15 protein-coding genes are annotated in these 16,364 nt (G+C 37.5%); 10 read left to right on the forward strand and 5 right to left on the reverse strand.

Features of this window, described 5'->3' with window-relative positions; genetic code table 11:
• Nucleotides 1-146 precede the first annotated feature (146 nt).
• Entirely contained in the window at nucleotides 147-1,247 is a 1,101-nt protein-coding gene (locus F3G66_RS00190; RefSeq protein ID WP_087577746.1) for an Mrp/NBP35 family ATP-binding protein, read from the reverse strand.
• Nucleotides 1,241-2,539: a phosphomethylpyrimidine synthase ThiC gene (gene thiC / locus F3G66_RS00195; RefSeq protein WP_149706749.1), complete on the reverse strand. Its 1,299-nt coding sequence runs from the start codon at nucleotides 2,537-2,539 to the stop codon at nucleotides 1,241-1,243. The genes F3G66_RS00190 and thiC overlap by 7 nt, the downstream gene beginning before the upstream one ends.
• Nucleotides 2,540-2,686: 147 nt before the next feature.
• Between thiC and F3G66_RS00200 the strand changes: the two genes are divergently transcribed.
• Genes F3G66_RS00200 through F3G66_RS00215 form a run of 4 tightly spaced genes read left to right on the forward strand, consistent with a single transcriptional unit; the run spans nucleotide 2,687 to nucleotide 6,327 of the window.
• On the forward strand, nucleotides 2,687-3,805 hold the full coding sequence (locus F3G66_RS00200; protein ID WP_149706750.1) for a bifunctional 2-C-methyl-D-erythritol 4-phosphate cytidylyltransferase/2-C-methyl-D-erythritol 2,4-cyclodiphosphate synthase: 1,119 nt from the start codon (nucleotides 2,687-2,689) through the stop codon (nucleotides 3,803-3,805).
• Nucleotides 3,802-4,692, forward strand: coding sequence for a response regulator (locus F3G66_RS00205; protein ID WP_021091494.1), 891 nt, complete (start codon nucleotides 3,802-3,804; stop codon nucleotides 4,690-4,692). Before F3G66_RS00200 ends, F3G66_RS00205 begins: the two co-directional genes overlap by 4 nt.
• Nucleotides 4,670-5,851, forward strand: a complete 1,182-nt coding sequence (locus F3G66_RS00210; protein ID WP_149706751.1) for a sulfate adenylyltransferase — start codon at nucleotides 4,670-4,672, stop codon at nucleotides 5,849-5,851. Before F3G66_RS00205 ends, F3G66_RS00210 begins: the two co-directional genes overlap by 23 nt.
• An 8-nt stretch (nucleotides 5,852-5,859) precedes the next feature.
• Nucleotides 5,860-6,327, forward strand: a complete 468-nt coding sequence (locus F3G66_RS00215; RefSeq protein WP_084109307.1) for a phosphatidylglycerophosphatase A family protein — start codon at nucleotides 5,860-5,862, stop codon at nucleotides 6,325-6,327.
• 53 nt (nucleotides 6,328-6,380) lie between these two features.
• Here the strand turns inward: F3G66_RS00215 and F3G66_RS00220 are convergent, their stop codons facing one another.
• The 3 genes from F3G66_RS00220 to F3G66_RS00230 are packed head-to-tail and all read right to left on the reverse strand — an operon-like array spanning nucleotide 6,381 to nucleotide 8,715.
• Entirely contained in the window at nucleotides 6,381-6,842 is a 462-nt protein-coding gene (locus F3G66_RS00220; RefSeq protein ID WP_084042047.1) for a response regulator, read from the reverse strand.
• Between the two features lie 50 nt (nucleotides 6,843-6,892).
• Nucleotides 6,893-7,846, reverse strand: coding sequence for a ferrochelatase (gene hemH, locus F3G66_RS00225; protein ID WP_149706752.1), 954 nt, complete (start codon nucleotides 7,844-7,846; stop codon nucleotides 6,893-6,895).
• The gene (locus F3G66_RS00230) at nucleotides 7,846-8,715 is read right to left on the reverse strand and encodes a Gfo/Idh/MocA family protein (RefSeq protein WP_084042049.1); all 870 of its coding nucleotides are present in this window, start codon (nucleotides 8,713-8,715) and stop codon (nucleotides 7,846-7,848) included. Before F3G66_RS00230 ends, hemH begins: the two co-directional genes overlap by 1 nt.
• 167 nt (nucleotides 8,716-8,882) lie before the next feature.
• Between F3G66_RS00230 and alaS the strand changes: the two genes are divergently transcribed.
• From alaS to F3G66_RS00260, 6 genes are all read left to right on the forward strand, one after another.
• On the forward strand, nucleotides 8,883-11,441 hold the full coding sequence (alaS, locus tag F3G66_RS00235; RefSeq protein WP_149706753.1) for an alanine--tRNA ligase: 2,559 nt from the start codon (nucleotides 8,883-8,885) through the stop codon (nucleotides 11,439-11,441).
• Nucleotides 11,438-11,938: a 3-isopropylmalate dehydratase gene (locus tag F3G66_RS00240; RefSeq protein WP_149706754.1), complete on the forward strand. Its 501-nt coding sequence runs from the start codon at nucleotides 11,438-11,440 to the stop codon at nucleotides 11,936-11,938. The genes alaS and F3G66_RS00240 overlap by 4 nt, the downstream gene beginning before the upstream one ends.
• Nucleotides 11,935-12,477, forward strand: a complete 543-nt coding sequence (maf, locus tag F3G66_RS00245; protein WP_149706755.1) for a septum formation inhibitor Maf — start codon at nucleotides 11,935-11,937, stop codon at nucleotides 12,475-12,477. Before F3G66_RS00240 ends, maf begins: the two co-directional genes overlap by 4 nt.
• Nucleotides 12,474-14,402, forward strand: a complete 1,929-nt coding sequence (locus F3G66_RS00250; protein WP_149706756.1) for a transglycosylase domain-containing protein — start codon at nucleotides 12,474-12,476, stop codon at nucleotides 14,400-14,402. The genes maf and F3G66_RS00250 overlap by 4 nt, the downstream gene beginning before the upstream one ends.
• A 9-nt stretch (nucleotides 14,403-14,411) precedes the next feature.
• Nucleotides 14,412-14,699, forward strand: coding sequence for a ComEA family DNA-binding protein (locus F3G66_RS00255; RefSeq protein WP_149706757.1), 288 nt, complete (start codon nucleotides 14,412-14,414; stop codon nucleotides 14,697-14,699).
• Nucleotides 14,700-14,775: 76 nt separating this feature from the next.
• Nucleotides 14,776-16,347: a phosphoethanolamine transferase gene (locus F3G66_RS00260; RefSeq protein WP_149706758.1), complete on the forward strand. Its 1,572-nt coding sequence runs from the start codon at nucleotides 14,776-14,778 to the stop codon at nucleotides 16,345-16,347.
• The last annotated feature ends 17 nt before the right edge of the window (nucleotides 16,348-16,364 follow it).

The raw sequence follows: 16,364 nt of genomic DNA on the forward strand, positions 1-16,364 counted from the left end.
TTTTCTCCTGTTAAATTTAAATTTTTGATTTGAAGTGTATTTTGGCTCCAAAATTTAAACTAAGCATTAAGCAAAGCTAAATTTTGGTAGCCAAATTCAAACTGGCAAATTTTAAAATTTGCTCTAAATTTTATCTTTTGTAAATTTTACTTCGAGCAAGCACTCTTGCCGTCATTTACTGGCTGGATCGCTGAGTTATCAGCCCCACCATCACTATTTATATTTTCTATCACTTCCCAAAGCCTTGCAGCCGCACTCTCGTAACGTTTTGCAGTGACTGAGTTTGGCTCGTAAAAGCTAACTGGCTTACCATTATCACCACCCACGCGAACAGCTGGTTCGATAGGGATTTCAGCCAAAATTTGAGTGTTATAAGCCTTTGCCACCTCTTCAGTCGTGCCTTTGCCAAAGATGTCATACTCTTTGCCGTTATCTGGGCAGATAAAACCGCTCATATTTTCAATCACACCTGCGATTGGGATGTGGAGCTTCTCAAACATATCAAGCGCACGTTTGCTATCGTCAAGCGCTACCACTTGTGGCGTTGTGACGCAAACACCTGCCGTTACTGGCACGCTTTGAGCTAGAGTTAGCTGCGCGTCGCCCGTTCCTGGAGGCATGTCGAGAAACAAGACATCAAGTTCGCTCCAAAGCACGTCTTTTAGCAGCTGCTCGATCGCTTTCATTATCATCGAACCACGCCAGATGAGGCTCATGCCCTCTTCCATCAAAACGCCCATACTCATCATCTCAACTCCGTGGCTAAGTATCGGCTTTAGCTTATTCCCAACGACTTGTGGCTGGGTATTTACTTCGCCAAGCATTCTTGGGATATTTGGTCCATAGATGTCAGCGTCTAAAATTCCAACCTTTTTGCCTAGTTTTGCCATTGAGATGGCTAAATTTAGAGTCGTGGTTGATTTACCAACGCCACCTTTTCCTGAGCTTACCATTACGAAATTTTTAACTTGAGGCGCGATATTTTTACCACTTTGAGTGTTACTTTTCTCCTCAGGTATCTTTGGCTGGATCAAATTTAACACATACTCATTTGAGCCCATAACACGTTTGATGTCCGTTTTTAGCTCATTTGCCACTTCAGGGCTTGAGCTAACTATCTCAACTTCAATTAAAATTTTATCGCCGATTTCTACATTTTTTACAAAGCCAAAGCTAACTATATCTTTTTCAAAACCGGGATATATAACACCTTTTAGCCTATTTAAGACCTCTTCTTTATTTAACATTTTTCTCCTTTTTCTAGATCTTTTGAAATTTTATATGCACAAAATTTTGGTCCGCACATCGAACAAAAATGAGCGCTCTTAAACGCGTCTTCTGGCAAGCTCTCATCATGAAGCTCTTTTGCTTTTTTTGGGTCAAAGCTAAGCTCAAACTGCTTGTTCCAGTCAAACGCATATCTCGCATCACTCATCTCGTGATCCTTTTCTATCGCTCCCGCCTTACCAAGTGCGACGTCTGCGGCATGAGCTGCTATCTTGTGAGCTACGATGCCCTCTCTTACGTCATTTTCATTTGGCAAGCCAAGGTGCTCTTTTTGCGTCACGTAGCAAAGCATGCTAGCGCCGTGATATGCCGCCATTGTGCCGCCGATCGCTGACGTGATATGATCGTATCCTGCACCTATGTCTGAGACAAGCGGCCCAAGCACGTAAAATGGGGCGTCATGGCAGAGCTCTTGTTCGATTTTCATATTATACTCAATTTGATTTAATGGCACATGACCAGGGCCCTCGATCATTACTTGCACATCTTTTTCCCACGCACGAAGCGTTAGCTCGCCAAGCACCTTTAGCTCGCTAAGCTGTGCCTCGTCTGTTGCGTCATAAAGGCAGCCTGGGCGAAGTCCGTCGCCAAGCGAGAGCGAGACGTCATATTTAGCGCAAATTTCTAAAATTTCATCAAAAATTTCATAAAATGGATTTTGCTTATTTAGCTTTGACATGTAGCTTGCGCTTAAACTACCACCACGGCTTACTATGCCCATTTTACGCTTTTTAACAAGCGGTAAAAACTCACGCAAAAAGCCAGCGTGTATCGTAAAGTAACTAACTCCTTGCTTTGCTTGTTTTTCTAGTATCTCTAAAATGAGCTCATTTGTGATATTTGTAACCTCTTTTGCCTCTTTTAAAATTTCATACATAGGCACTGTGCCAACTGGCACGCTTGAATGCTCGATGATCGCACTTCTAATAGCGTCCAAATCGCCGTCCGTACTTAGATCCATAACCGTATCAGCGCCAAATTCTAGGCAAATTTCAAGCTTTCTAAGCTCAGTACAAATGTCACTACTTAGGCTTGAGTTGCCAATATTTGCATTGACCTTTGTCTTTAGCTTTCTGCCTATGCCCATTGGCTTTAAATTTTTATGTTTTATATTTGCTGGGATGATGATGCTACCTTTTGCAATCCCATCCATCACTAAATTTTCACTAAGCCCTTCGATCCTTGCCACATAGCTCATCTCTTGCGTTATCTCGCCGCGCCTAGCATAATACATCTGCGTCTTATCTCTCATATAAGGCCTTTTTTGATTTTTAAAAACCTCATTTTAGTCCTTTTTTGATTTAAACTAACTAAATAAGCTTTTAAAAATTTACTTTTTAAAAAGAAATTTTGAAGTTTTGAGATGTATAATTCTGTAACAATTTTCAAAGGAGTTATCTTGCTTGATATATCACTTATAATGCTTGGAGCAGGAAATTCTAGCCGTTTTGAGCTACCGGTAAAGAAGCAATGGCTTCGAATAGGAAGCGATCCACTTTGGCTATTTGCCACTAAAAATTTGAGTAACTTTTACACATTTAAAGAGATCATTGTTGTTAGCAAAGAGTGCAAATATATGTCAAAATTTGCTCCAAATTATAAATTTGTTGATGGCGGCGAAACCAGACAAGATAGCCTAAAAAACGCACTTGAGCTAGTAAATAGCGAATTTGTCTTAGTTAGCGACATCGCTCGCCCTTGTATCTCAAGCGAACTTTTTCACAAGATTATAGAGGCAGCAAATCAGGCTGATTGTGTAGTTCCAGCGCTAAAGATCGCAGACACTGCTTATCTTGGCGAAAATGTGGTTGATAGAGATAAGGTAAAACTTATCCAAACACCGCAGCTCTCGCGCACAGCACTTCTTAAAAAGGCTCTTAGCAGCAGTGAAATTTACACAGATGATAGCTCAGCTATGAGAGCCATTGGCGCAAGCGTTTGGCAAATTTTAGGCGATGAAATGGCAAGAAAGATCACATACAAAGAAGATCTTGCCAAAATTTCAGCCCTAAGACCTCCTGAAAATGAAGTCTTTGTTGGAAATGGCTTTGACGTTCATGAGTTTGAAAAAGGTCGCCCTTTGATTCTTTGTGGCGAGAAGATCGACTATGAGTTTGGATTAAAAGCTCACAGTGACGGCGACGTGGCACTTCATGCGCTAACTGACGCTATCTTGGGAGCTGCTGGACTTGGCGATATAGGCGAGCTTTTCCCTGATACAGACGCTAAATTTAAAGATATTAGCTCCATTTACTTGCTTGAGGAAGCTTACAAAAGGGTGCAAAGTGTGGGCTTTGTGCTAACAAACGCTGATATTACGATAATGGCGCAAAAACCAAAAATTTCAAAGCTAAAGTCAAAAATGGAGGCAAATATCGCAAAAGCTCTAAATTTAAGCCAGAGCCGTATAAATGTAAAAGCGACGACTACTGAAGGGCTTGGCTTTGTAGGCAGATGCGAAGGGATCGCCGTAATGGCAAGTGCTAGCCTTAAATTTTACAACTGGAAGCAAATATGAAAATTTTAATAGTAGAAAATGAAATTTACCTAGCTGGCTCGATGGCTAGTAAACTAGCTGATTTTGGCTACGACTGCGAGATCGCTAAAAGCGTAAAAGAGGCGTTAAAGTTTGAAAATTTTGATGTAGTGTTACTTTCTACTACACTTCCAGGGCAAGATTTTTACCCTGTTATTGAAAAATTTAAAAGCTCTATCATCATTTTATTAATCGCTTATATCAATAGTGACACTGTGCTAAAACCGATTCAGGCAGGTGCGGTTGATTACATCCAAAAGCCATTTATGATAGAAGAGCTAGTTAGAAAGATAAAGCATTTTGAGGAATTTAGAAATTTCAAAAACGAGATCAAAAATTACGAAAGCTATGTAAATTACGCTTTAAAAGAGTATGAAATTTCTAGCTTTGAGGCAAAAAAGATAAAATTTCCACTGCTTTTAAAATCAAGCAAAAGCGGATACAGCGATAAATTTATATTTAGCTATGTAAAAGCTTGCAAATTACCATTTTTATTTTTAGGCAAAGCCTGTTTCTCTGAGCTTGAAAAGGCACTAGCCAAAAATGGTGACGAGCTAATCTATATGACAAATTTAGAGGAGCTGAAACAAGAAGAAAAAGAGAAAATTTTAGAAATTTGCAAAAAGAAAAAGGTCGCGATCTCAACTAACGATTTTGCACAAAAAGCACCATTTGACGAGCTTGAGCTTTCAGGACGCGATAAAAATTTCAATATCGATGAGATCGTTACGATCGATGAATACATAAAATACATAATCGTTAATTATCAAGATAAATTCCCTGATACAGAACTTAGCAAAAAGCTTGGAATTTCTAGAAAATCACTTTGGGAAAAGAGAAAGAAATATGACGTCAGCAAGAAAAAATAGTGAAATTTCAATCAATACCGAAGTTTTTGGTGCTTTGGAGCTAATAAAAAATAAAATTCTCTCAGATTACGACTCGTTGATGGATGATGAACAGATAAAAGAGGTGAGTAAAAAAGGCTATTTTAATGGCGAGCCGATGCCGTATTCTTTTGGATTTGCTCCATTTGGCGAGCTAAATCAAAATATTGCTAGCAAGCTTACTCCTGGACAAAAGGTAAATCTAAGTCTTGATGGTAAGATCGTTGGACACATCAATGTTGCCAAGGTCTTTAAATTTGACGAGAGCATGAGGGCTAAAAATATATTTTTAGCAAACGAAGCCAGCAATGATAAAGAGCTAAATTTAGGCAAATACGGCATTAGTGGCGAATTTGAGCTTTATGATGAAAGTATGCAAATAAGTAAAAATGCGCTAAATGATCTAATAAAAGAAGATGGTGCCAAAAAGATAACGGCTGTCTTTTTAACGGCTGATCCATTTAATAGAGCTCACGAGCGCCTTGTTAGAATGACTATTGACAAGGCTGATTTAGTAATCATTTTTTTGATACGAACACGTGAAGAAAAGCACGTTGATTACGAGATTAGAAAACAAGTGCTAGATTATTTTATACAAAATTATTTACCGATAAAAAAGGTCTTTGTCTTTGCTCTAAAAAATACGACTCTTTTTAGCTCACATGCAAACCCAACACTTGAATGCATCGCTGCTTCAAGATTTGGAGCAAATAAGCTAGTCATCGGACAAAACCACTCAGGAATTGGAATGTTTTTTGATCACAATGAAGCTCATACGATTCTTGATATTTATAAAAACGACCTAAATTTAGAGGTAATCGTACTGCCAGAGCTAGTTTATTGCAACAAATGCAAGACGCTAGTTAGTACCAAAAGTTGCCCGCACGGACAACATCATCAGATCAAATATCATCCAGATGTTATCAAGGAGCTGCTATTTAACGGCATTATGCCACCAGCCATTCTTGTGAGGCCAGAAATTTCTGCACTAGTTTTAAGCAAACTCTTTACAAATCGCTTCAAAGACGTGCAAAAGCTTTGTGATGACCTTTTTGTAAATTCAGGACTACTTGAAAACAAAACTGACCGCGATTTTTACGAAGAGCTTATGAAGCTTTATCAAACATCATCGCTCACTTAAGGAAATTTATGCAAAAACTATTTTTAACTTTTTTTGGATTTGGACTTTTGCCAAAAGCGCCTGGCACTTGGGGCTCTATCGCCGGCGCTGTGGTAGCTTATTTTGTGCTTTATTTTTTATCATCAACCACGCTTTTTCTAGCTAGCATTTTGCTATTTTTGGTAAGCATTAGCGTTATAGATGATTTTGAAAAAAAGGTAAATTCTCACGACGAAAGTTTTATCGTTATAGACGAAGTTGCTGGAGTTTGGCTTGCTATTGCCATTAGTGGAGCTACGATCTCTCAACTCATACTCTCGCTTGTGCTTTTTAGAGTGCTTGATATCAAAAAGCCTTCGATAATAGGCAGGATCGACCGCAATGTAAAAGGTGGCCTTGGCGTAATGGGCGATGATATGGTAGCTGGCTTTTTTGCTGGAATAATTAGCGCAATAATATACGGGGCTGCTATAAAATTTGGCATAACTTTGCCATAAAAATATAGACTTTTGGCAAAGTTATATAGGCTTAAATATCTTTTATATAAATTTTAAGCAAGTCCTAGCTCATTTAAAACAGAACTTAAATTAACCGAGCTACTATTCTTGCTATTAAGATTTTTTTGCTTCTCTAGTAAAGCTTGATTAGCAAGTGCAACATTTAGCTCTTTGCGGTAATCGCTCAAAATTTTATCCATTATTTTAAGCAGCTCATTTTTTTGATCCTGTGTTTTTGCGGGATCATCTATGCCTAGAAGTTCAGTTAGCTCCTTTTTCTTTTGGGCTATTTTTTCTTCTATCTTGTTAGAATTTAGCTCACTTATAAAACCAACTGCACCGATTTCAGTAAGTCTTTTTTTAAACTGTTCAATCTTATCTGAAATTTTTGCATCGCTTGCGATTTTATCCATAGCAAGGTTTAAAATTTCATCAAAACTATTTTTTTTATCCTTAGTTTTGCTTGAGCCTGATTGCAATAGATAATCGATTATGTCGTTATTTTGTACCTTCATATATCTCCTTTTTACTGTATTGAGATATATTTTATAAGCAAGATTTATTCCTAAAAGTTAATCTCTTTGGCTGTTTTTGCTTTTTGTAAGATAAAACTAGCAAACTCATCACTAAAATTTGGGCACCAAACAACCTTGTAGAAGCTAAAATTTAGCTCTTTTGCGATCTTTGCATACTCAATAACTAGCTCAAAAATAGTCTCAGAGTTATCAATACAAAAAGAGAGTGGATAGATAAGGGCCTTTTTACTCTTGCACTTTGCCAAAATTTCATTTAGTGAGGGCTCTAGCCATTTTACAGGGCCAAGGCGCGATTGGTAGGCTAAATTTATCTCTTGGAAGCTTAATCCGCTATCTTTTATCATTTTGCTTAGAATTTGCACATGCTCATTTATATGTTTTTCGTAGACATCGCCTTTATCGATAATTTTTTGAGGCAACGAATGAGCCGAAAAGATAAGCTCTACGTCGCTTATATCTATATTATTTATGGCTTCATTTATGTGCGAGATTATGATTTTGTTGTAAATTTCATCATCATAAAATGGTCCACAAAGCAAAATTTTGGCCTTTATCTCTAGCTCATCTTTTGCTTTTTTAAAATCATCTAAACTCGAAGTTATCGTAGTTTGTGAATGATGAGGATAAAGTGGCAAAAGCACTATCTCGTCAAAATTTTTATACTTTTTAAGCACATCTTTTGCAAATGGTGAAGTATAGTTCATCGCAAAATCAACTGCATCAAACTCATTTTGTATGCTTGAAATTTTATCGCAAAGCTTAGCTGTAAGCTCGCAAATAGGCGATTTGCCACCTATTTGTTCGTAGTTATACTTAGCCGTTTTTAGCCTACCTTTTGTGATCATAAAAGCTACAAATTTTCTTAAAAATTTATTCTTTATACCCAAAATATAAGGGTCATTAAACATATTTTTTAAAAAAATTTCTACATCAGCAAGGCTATTTGCCCCGCCCATATTCAAAAGCAAAAGTACCTTTTTCATCAAAATAGCTCTTTGATTTTTATCGCATCATCAATGCTTGAAAGCTCGCTACTTTCGCCGCTTTGACAAAGATCATAAAAGGCATCGTATTGAGCTTTTATCTCATTATTTATGGGGTCAGTTTTTAAATTCATCTGCCCATTTTCATTGACTCTATGAAGCTTATAATCGATAAGATCGCCAAAATAAACACCTTCTTTGGCATTTACTTCTATTTTAAAACGCTCTAAAGAGCCGCAAAAAGAATCAGTAATACTCACCAAAATTTGATTTTTCATTTTAATGTTTATTCCAACATTGTCGCATATTTTGGTATTTGTTTTATTTGCCTGAGTATAAAAAAAGCTGCAAATTTCACTATCTACTAAATTTTTCGCAAGGTCTATATCGCAAAGCGAAAGCTCGTTTATAATATTTCCCTCGCAAAGTGGTCTAAAATGCGCAATTGAAATGCTATAAATTTCTTCTTCTTTTAAAAGTGCCTTTTTTAATGAAACAATGGTTGGGTTAAAGCGCTCATCAACGCCGGTACAAACTCTTACTTTATTTACCACTGAGGCATATTTTATCTCTTTTAGCTCGCTTACACTTTTAAATATCGGCCTTGAAATCAAGATATTTTGGCAATATTTTGCACACTGACAAAAGGCCTCTACGATCTCATGTTGAGGCAAACAAAGTACGACAGCTTGTGGTTGGGCAACTTCTATAAATTTCTTAAACTCATCAAAAAACGGAGCTCTGCAAGCATCATCTCTATTTTCTTTATCAAAAACTCCACAAACTTCAAATTTGTCAGAACGCCTCAGCTCCATATAGTGCCGCTTGCCAACTAGATTGTATCCAACAATGCCAATTTTGAGTTTCACTAAAGACCTTTTAGTTATAAATTTTTAGGCTATTTTAATTGCAAATCGCTTTTAAACAAATAAATTTATAAAATATATTAAGCAAAAATTAATTTTGTATTTTTTTATAAATTTACAAACGATTTTTAGCTAAAATCGAGCAAAATTTAAAACTAACGAGGATAAAAATGCAAAATTTAGATATAAGAAAGGCATATCTTGATTTTTTTAAATCAAAAGGTCACGAAGTAGTAGCTTCTGCACCACTCGTACCAAACGATGCAACACTACTTTTCACAAACGCTGGCATGGTGCCATTTAAGAGCATCTTCACAGGCGAAGTGCCACGCCCAACACCACCTATTCGCACTAGCTGTCAGACCTGCATAAGAGCTGGAGGTAAGCACAATGACCTTGATAATGTCGGCTACACAGCACGCCACCACACATTTTTTGAGATGCTAGGAAATTTTAGCTTTGGCGAATACTTCAAAAAAGAGGCGATCGCTTACGCTTGGGAATTTGTAACAGAAGTACTAAAACTGCCAAAAGATAAGCTTTATGTAACCGTTCACGAAAGCGACGATGAAGCATTTGAAATTTGGAGCACTCACATCGCAAAAGAGAAAATTTACCGCTTTGGTGACCATGATAACTTCTGGCAGATGGGCGATACTGGACCATGTGGCCCTTGCAGTGAAATTTTTTACGATCAAGGTGCTGAGCACTTTAATACGCCTGAGGACTACATGGGCGGCGATGGCGATAGATTTTTAGAGATTTGGAATCTTGTTTTTATGCAGTATGAAAGAAGCGCGGACGGCAAACTAAGCCCATTACCAAAGCCAAGCATTGACACTGGCATGGGACTTGAGCGCGTTACTGCTATCTTACAAGGTAAATTTAGCAACTACGACAGCACACTTTTTATGCCACTCATCAACGAAGTAGCAAAGCTTTGTGGCAAGCCATACGTCTATGAAAGTGGTGCTAGCTACCGCGTCATAAGCGATCACATCCGCTCGGTCACATTTTTGCTAGCTCAAGGCACGACATTTGACAAAGAGGGCCGTGGCTACGTGCTTCGCCGTATCTTACGCCGTGCGATCCGCCATGGATACTTGCTAGGCATAAAAGAGCCATTTATGTATAAGCTTGTCGATAAAGTTTGCGAGCTAATGGGCGAGCACTACACCTATCTAAATGAGAAAAAAGCGGCTGTAAAAGAGCAGATCAAGCTTGAAGAAGAGAGATTTCTAGCGACAATCGCTAGTGGCTTGGAGCTATTTGAGAGCGAGCTTAAAAATACAAAAGAAATTTTTAGCGGAGAGGCTGCGTTTAAGCTTTATGACACATTTGGCTTCCCACTTGACCTAACAGCTGATATGCTTAGAGAAAAAGGCTTAAAAGTCGATGAGGCAAGGTTTGATGAGCTTATGAGCGAGCAAAAAGCACGTGCAAAAGCTGCTTGGAAAGGCAGTGGCGATAAGAGCGCAAAGGGCGATTTTAAAGAGCTACTTGAGAAATTTGGCGAGAATAAATTTATAGGCTACGAAGAACTTAAGAGTAAAAGTAAAATTTTAGCCCTGCTTGATGAAGAATTTAAAAATGTAGATAGTTTAGATGCTGGCAAAGAGGGTTGGGTGATGTTTGATGTCACTCCATTTTACGCTCAAAGTGGCGGCCAGTGCGGCGATAGCGGTAAGATAGTGGGCAAAGCAAATGTGCTTGATACGCAAAAATTTCATGGACTAAATTTATCTTTAGTAAAAACTAATGCAGCGCTAAAAGTTGATGACGAAGTAGAGCTTGAAGTTAGCAGTGATAGAGCCCAGATCGCACGTCACCACAGCGCCACACACTTGCTTCATGCAGCCCTTAGAAACGTGCTTGGCACGCACATCGCTCAAGCTGGCTCAAATGTCGAGGCAGATAGGCTAAGGTTTGACTTCTCACATCCAAAGGCACTTACTAGCGAAGAAATTTCAAAGATCGAAAACCTTGTAAATGAGTGGATACTAAATGGTGCTAACTCAAAAACAGAACTTATGAAGCTTGAAGATGCTAAAAATAGCGGAGCTATCGCACTATTTAATGAAAAATACGCTGATAATGTAAGAGTCGTTAGCTTTGGCGACGTTAGCAAAGAGCTTTGCGGTGGCACACACGTAAAAAATATAGATGAGATCGGATCGTTTTTCATCACAAAAGAGAGTGGCGTAAGTGCTGGCGTTAGGCGTATAGAGGCTGTTTGCTCAAGAGCTGCGCTAAATTTAGCAAAGTCATTTAGAGCTGAGCTTGACGAGCTAAAAGATGAGTTAAAGAGCACTGAGCCACTAAATGCAGTCAAAAAGCTAAAAAATGAACTAAGAGTTTTAAAAGACAAACTAAAAAATGCTAAAAATTCTCATGAGCTGGTCTATTTAGATATAAATAAAACCAAGCTTTGCGTCACAAGCGTAGATGGTGGAGATATAAAAACTTTGATAGATGAGTTTAAAAATGAGCATGAAAGTGCTGCTATTTTGCTAATCCAAGCCGATGAGAGTGGCAAAATTTCTCTTGCAGCTGGAGTCAAAAATGCTCCTTTAAAGGCAGGTGCTTGGGTAAAATTTGCAGCGCAAATCCTAGGTGGCAATGGCGGTGGCAAAGATGACTTTGCAACAGCCGGTGGCAAAGATGCATCAATGATAGAAGATGCGATAAAAGATTCACTTGAGTACGCAAGGCAAGCCTTAGAAAAATGAGTCATTACGATATAGCTTTTATAAAATTTGACCAAGTAGTACTATTTTTGCATGTATGTTTTGTAGCTCTTTTTGTGGGGCTACAAGCCGGTCTTGTACTTGTTGGAAGTTACTTTATAAAAAATAAATTTGAAGACAAGGAACGCTATCACATCTTACTTCACATTATAAGACGCTTTGGCATTGCGATTTTCATACTAATCCTTTGTGTGATAGCGACAAGCATAGTTATAATTTTTGGATTTTATGATGCAAATTTGACAAATCCTATGGCAAGTGCAATGGTAGCAACAAAATGCGCAATAGAACTATTTTTGCTATTAAATTTAAGCTATATATTTTATAGATACAAAAAGGCCTTAAAAGCACTAAGATCGCATGACATGATCGAGCTAAACGAAAGTTTGATCGTTATAATTTATTACTTCACACCGCTAAATTTATTAGCTTCTCTAGCAGCCATTTATCTTGGCATAAGCTATAAGGTGTTTTTATGATAACACTCGCTTCAAGCTCGCCAACAAGGGCAAATTTATTAAAAGATGCTGGCATAAATTTCACTCAAATTTCTTTCCAGTTTGACGAGAGCAAGATAGAAAAAAATGTAAAGCCTGAAATTTATGTCCAAAATGTCGTAAAAGCTAAAAAAGAGCAATTTTTAAAAGAAAATATAGGTCTTAAAAATTTGCTCTTTGCAGATAGCTGTGTGGCTTATGGAGATAAAATTTTAGGTAAAGCAAAGGATGAAAAAGAAGCGATTACCATGCTAAATTTACAAAGTGGCAACGAATGCAGCGTCTATACAGCGATGATATTTTTAGGCGAATTTGAGCTTATAAACGTAAGCAAAACTACGTATAAATTTAAAAAATTTGACGAGCATGACCTTAATGAATACATAAAAAATAATGAATGGCAAGGCAAGGCTGGAGCCATGACGATAGAAAATTTTAATAAAAAATATATCATCTCCCAACACGGCGAAACCAGCACGGCCATGGGACTAAATTTAAAAATATTAAAGGCATTTTTATGAAATATATCTTGGCATTTATCTTTATAGTTGCCATTTCGCTTGGCGGAGCATTTTTATATTTTTATTCGCAAGTTAGATTTGATGCTTACGCTATTATTGATTATAAACCAAAGCTTACAACGCAAATTTTTGATAGAAACAACGAACTCATCGCAAATATCTTTGAAGAAAATAGAATTTACGTAAAGTATAACGACATCCCGCCGCGTGTCATCGAAGCACTCGTAGCTATCGAGGATACAAGCTACTTTGAGCACGGCGGCATAAACGTAGAAGCTATGGCAAGAGCTGCCATAAAAGATATTAAAGCTAGAAAGCTAGTCGAGGGAGCTTCAACACTAACACAACAGCTCATTAAAAATTTGGCTCTAAGCCGTGAGAAGAAATTTACAAGAAAGATAAAAGAGATCGTGCTTGCCATGAAGCTTGAAAGCGAGCTTAGCAAAGAAGATATCATCGAAAGATACCTAAATCACGTCTATTTTGGACATGGCTACTACGGCATAAAAACAGCAGCTGAGGGATATTTTAGAAAAGAGCTAAATGAGCTAAGCATAAAAGAAGTCGCCATGCTAGTTGGCCTGCCAAAAGCGCCAAGCACCTATGATCCTACAAAGCACCTTGACCTATCACTTAGCCGTGCAAACAGAGTGCTTGAGAGAATGTATAGCATCGGCTGGATAAATGAGGACGAGTACCGCAAGGGCGTGCTTGAAGAGCCAGCAGTCTTTGACGATACACTCACAAGAAATAAAGCCCCTTACGTAGTCGATGAGATAATAAAAGAGGCTTCAAAGAAATTTGACGATATAAAAACTGGCGGCTACAAGATACAAAGCACAGTTGATCTAAACGTTCAAAAGATCGCTCAAGAAGCTCTAGTCTATGGCTACAATGAAATTTTAAAGCGCGATAAAAAAGCAAATGCAGAAATCCTAAATGGAGCTATAGTAGTTACTCATCCACAAAGCGGTCAAATTTTGGCACTAATTGGCGGTATCGACTATGCAAAAAGCAGCTATAACCGCGCCACTCAAAGCAAGCGTCAGCCAGGATCTAGTTTTAAGCCATTTATCTATCAAATAGCACTTGATAGTGGCTACTCAGTCGTTTCTCAAGTGGCTGATATCGCTAGGACATTTGACATGGGAAATGGCAAAGAGTGGACACCAAAGAACTATAGCGGCGGTTTTCAAGGCTATATCACTATAAAATCAGCCATAACCCAGTCGCGTAACCTCGCAACCATAAATTTGCTAAACGATCTTGGCCTTAGCTCGGTTCGTAAACAGCTTACGGATATGGGCTTTAATGACATCCCTGAAAATTTATCAATCGCACTTGGTAGTTTTGGAATTTCGCCACTTGACTTTGCAAAATTTTACTCGATGTTTCCAAACGATGGCGAAGTGGTCGAGCCTACGCTCATTAAGCATATAGAAAATAGCTTTGGTGCGTCGATGGACTATGAGCCACAAAAGAAGCAGGTGCTAAAACCAGAACAAGCATTTTTGATGACGACACTTCTTCAAAATGTCGTAAATAACGGCACTGGACGTAACGCTAAAATAAACGGTATCCAAATAGCAGGCAAAACCGGCACAACAAACAATAACATCGATGCTTGGTTTTGTGGCTACTCGCCTGATATCGAAGCGATAATCTGGTACGGAAATGACGACAACAGCCCTATGAAAAAGATTGAGGGTGGTGGTAGAACAGCCGCACCTGTGTTTAAGAAATTTATGGAAGGCTACATTAAGCTTTATCCTACTTTAAGACGTGCATTTGAGCAGCCAGACGGTGTTTATAAAGGCTATTATGGTGGCAGTGACGAATACTACACAAACGACTCACCACTACCTCAAAATATACCGGCAAATGACATCATACAAGATCAAGAAAATGATGGATTATTATTTTAGGAAGATAATATGAAGATTAAAATTTTACTTTGTTTAGCAGTCGCAAGTATTGCATATGGCGCTAATCTAAATACGGCCAGCAAAAACGAGTTAATGGGGCTTGGGCTAAGTAAAGGACAAGCGTTAAACATTATAAAATACAGAAAAGCCCATAAATTTAAAAGCATCGATGAGCTTGAAAGAGTCCAAGGTATTGGCTTTAACGATATGCAAAAAGTTAAAGAAAAACTTAGCATAAAAGAGAATGCAAAAGTCAAAAAAACTGAAGCAAAAAACTCCAAAGGCAAGAAAAAATAATCTTATTTTTTATTTAAATTTTCTAGCCATTTACATTTAAGTCCTATTATTATGGCTTTTTACAAAGGCTGAAAAGATGCTAAATATTAATAAATTTAAAAATATCAGTTTTATAAAATTTCTGATTTTATTTACTGCTTACATATTTTTTATAAATTATATATTTTTATACAAGGGCGTTTTTTCAGGCTTTCTACAAAATAATCAACTCTCTTTTTCCATATTCTTTTTTCTTATATTTGCAATTGTCTTTATCTTAGTTTTCGCTAGTATTTTTTGTATTTTATTTGTACCTTTTTTACTAAAGCCAGTTGCAATTATTTTGATTTTAGCAAGTGGCATATCTGCTTACTTTATGCAAGCATATGGTGTTATTATAGATAAAAATATGTTATTAAACGTCCTACACACCGATACCAAAGAAGCCTTTAGCTACTTTAGCACAGGTTTAGTTTTTTGGATAATTATTACAACCATCTTACCTTGCGTATATGTAGCATTTGTAAAGATTAACTATGGTAGTTTCAAAAATGAGCTTAAATTAAGAGCAAAAATTATCTCATTTTCTATAGTTGCGATAGCTATCATATTTTTATTAACGTCTAAAATTTTTATACCATTTTTTAGAGAACACTCGAATTTAAGAACCGTATTGCTCCCATACTATCCCATCTACTCGGCTACAAAACTAGTAAAATCGATCACACAAAAATCACTACCTTTTACCTATGTAGCAGATGATGCGGTACTAGCTGATGATAAAAAGAAAATTTTAGTTTTGATAGTTGGCGAGACGCAAAGAAGCAGAAACTACTCACTAAATGGCTACGCCAAAAACGATACGAATAAATTTACTAAACAAAAAGGTGTGATAAGTTTTACAAATTTCTACTCATGTGGAACAGCCACGGAGACTAGCGTGCCTTGCTTATTTTCAGACTTAAAGCGAGAAAATTTTAGCAACCGCGAAGCTAAAGCTCGTGAAAATTTAGTTGATATCATCAACAAACTTGGAATAAAAACATACTTTTTTGGCAACAATAGCGGCGGCTGCAAGGGCGTTTGCAACAATCTTGATCAAAACCATACTTCAGATCATAGAGCAGAAGGCTTTGATGAAGTGATATTTGATGAGGCCAAAAAGGTCATCAAAGATGTAAATTCCACCACCTTTATCGTGCTACATCTGCAAGGCTCGCACGGCCCTATCTACTACAAAGGCTACCCAAGCAAATTTAAAGAATTTACCCCAACTTGTGATACTGCCGAGCTAAATAAATGCACGTCAGATGAGATAGCAAATACCTATGACAACACTATTTTATATGAGGACTATCTACAAAGCGAGCTAATAAACGCCCTTGAAGCAAGAAAAGATGAATTTGAAGTCACCATGTTCTTTTTCTCAGATCACGGGGAGAGCCTAGGTGAAAACGGTATATATTTACATGGTCTGCCTTATTCCATCGCTCCAGATGAGCAAAAACACATCCCAGCTATCGTCTTTTCAAGCGATAGTGGGCTTTTAAAAAGGCTAAAAATTAGAAAAAATGAAAGTCTTTCGCATGATTTTATATTTAGCTCAGTTCTTGGATATTTTGGAATAAAAACTAGGGCTTATGAGCCAGAATTTGATATCTTTAGGTAGTAAATTTAAAGCCAGCC

Origin of the sequence: Campylobacter concisus (assembly GCF_902460665.1) — a bacterium.
In the GTDB taxonomy this organism is placed as follows: Bacteria; Campylobacterota; Campylobacteria; order Campylobacterales; family Campylobacteraceae; genus Campylobacter_A; species Campylobacter_A concisus_AL.

Bases quoted from the DNA above. Each gene is read 5' to 3' on its own strand.
- F3G66_RS00190 (WP_087577746.1), bottom strand. From the start codon at position 1,247: ATGTTAAATAAAGAAGAGGTCTTAAATAGGCTAAAAGGTGTTATATAT.
- thiC (WP_149706749.1), bottom strand. From the start codon at position 2,539: ATGAGAGATAAGACGCAGATGTATTATGCTAGGCGCGGCGAGATAACG.
- F3G66_RS00205 (WP_021091494.1), top strand. From the start codon at position 3,802: ATGAAAATTTTAATAGTAGAAAATGAAATTTACCTAGCTGGCTCGATG.
- F3G66_RS00210 (WP_149706751.1), top strand. From the start codon at position 4,670: ATGACGTCAGCAAGAAAAAATAGTGAAATTTCAATCAATACCGAAGTT.
- F3G66_RS00215 (WP_084109307.1), top strand. From the start codon at position 5,860: ATGCAAAAACTATTTTTAACTTTTTTTGGATTTGGACTTTTGCCAAAA.
- F3G66_RS00220 (WP_084042047.1), bottom strand. From the start codon at position 6,842: ATGAAGGTACAAAATAACGACATAATCGATTATCTATTGCAATCAGGC.
- hemH (WP_149706752.1), bottom strand. From the start codon at position 7,846: ATGAAAAAGGTACTTTTGCTTTTGAATATGGGCGGGGCAAATAGCCTT.
- alaS (WP_149706753.1), top strand. From the start codon at position 8,883: ATGCAAAATTTAGATATAAGAAAGGCATATCTTGATTTTTTTAAATCA.
- F3G66_RS00240 (WP_149706754.1), top strand. From the start codon at position 11,438: ATGAGTCATTACGATATAGCTTTTATAAAATTTGACCAAGTAGTACTA.
- maf (WP_149706755.1), top strand. From the start codon at position 11,935: ATGATAACACTCGCTTCAAGCTCGCCAACAAGGGCAAATTTATTAAAA.
- F3G66_RS00250 (WP_149706756.1), top strand. From the start codon at position 12,474: ATGAAATATATCTTGGCATTTATCTTTATAGTTGCCATTTCGCTTGGC.
- F3G66_RS00255 (WP_149706757.1), top strand. From the start codon at position 14,412: ATGAAGATTAAAATTTTACTTTGTTTAGCAGTCGCAAGTATTGCATAT.
- F3G66_RS00260 (WP_149706758.1), top strand. From the start codon at position 14,776: ATGCTAAATATTAATAAATTTAAAAATATCAGTTTTATAAAATTTCTG.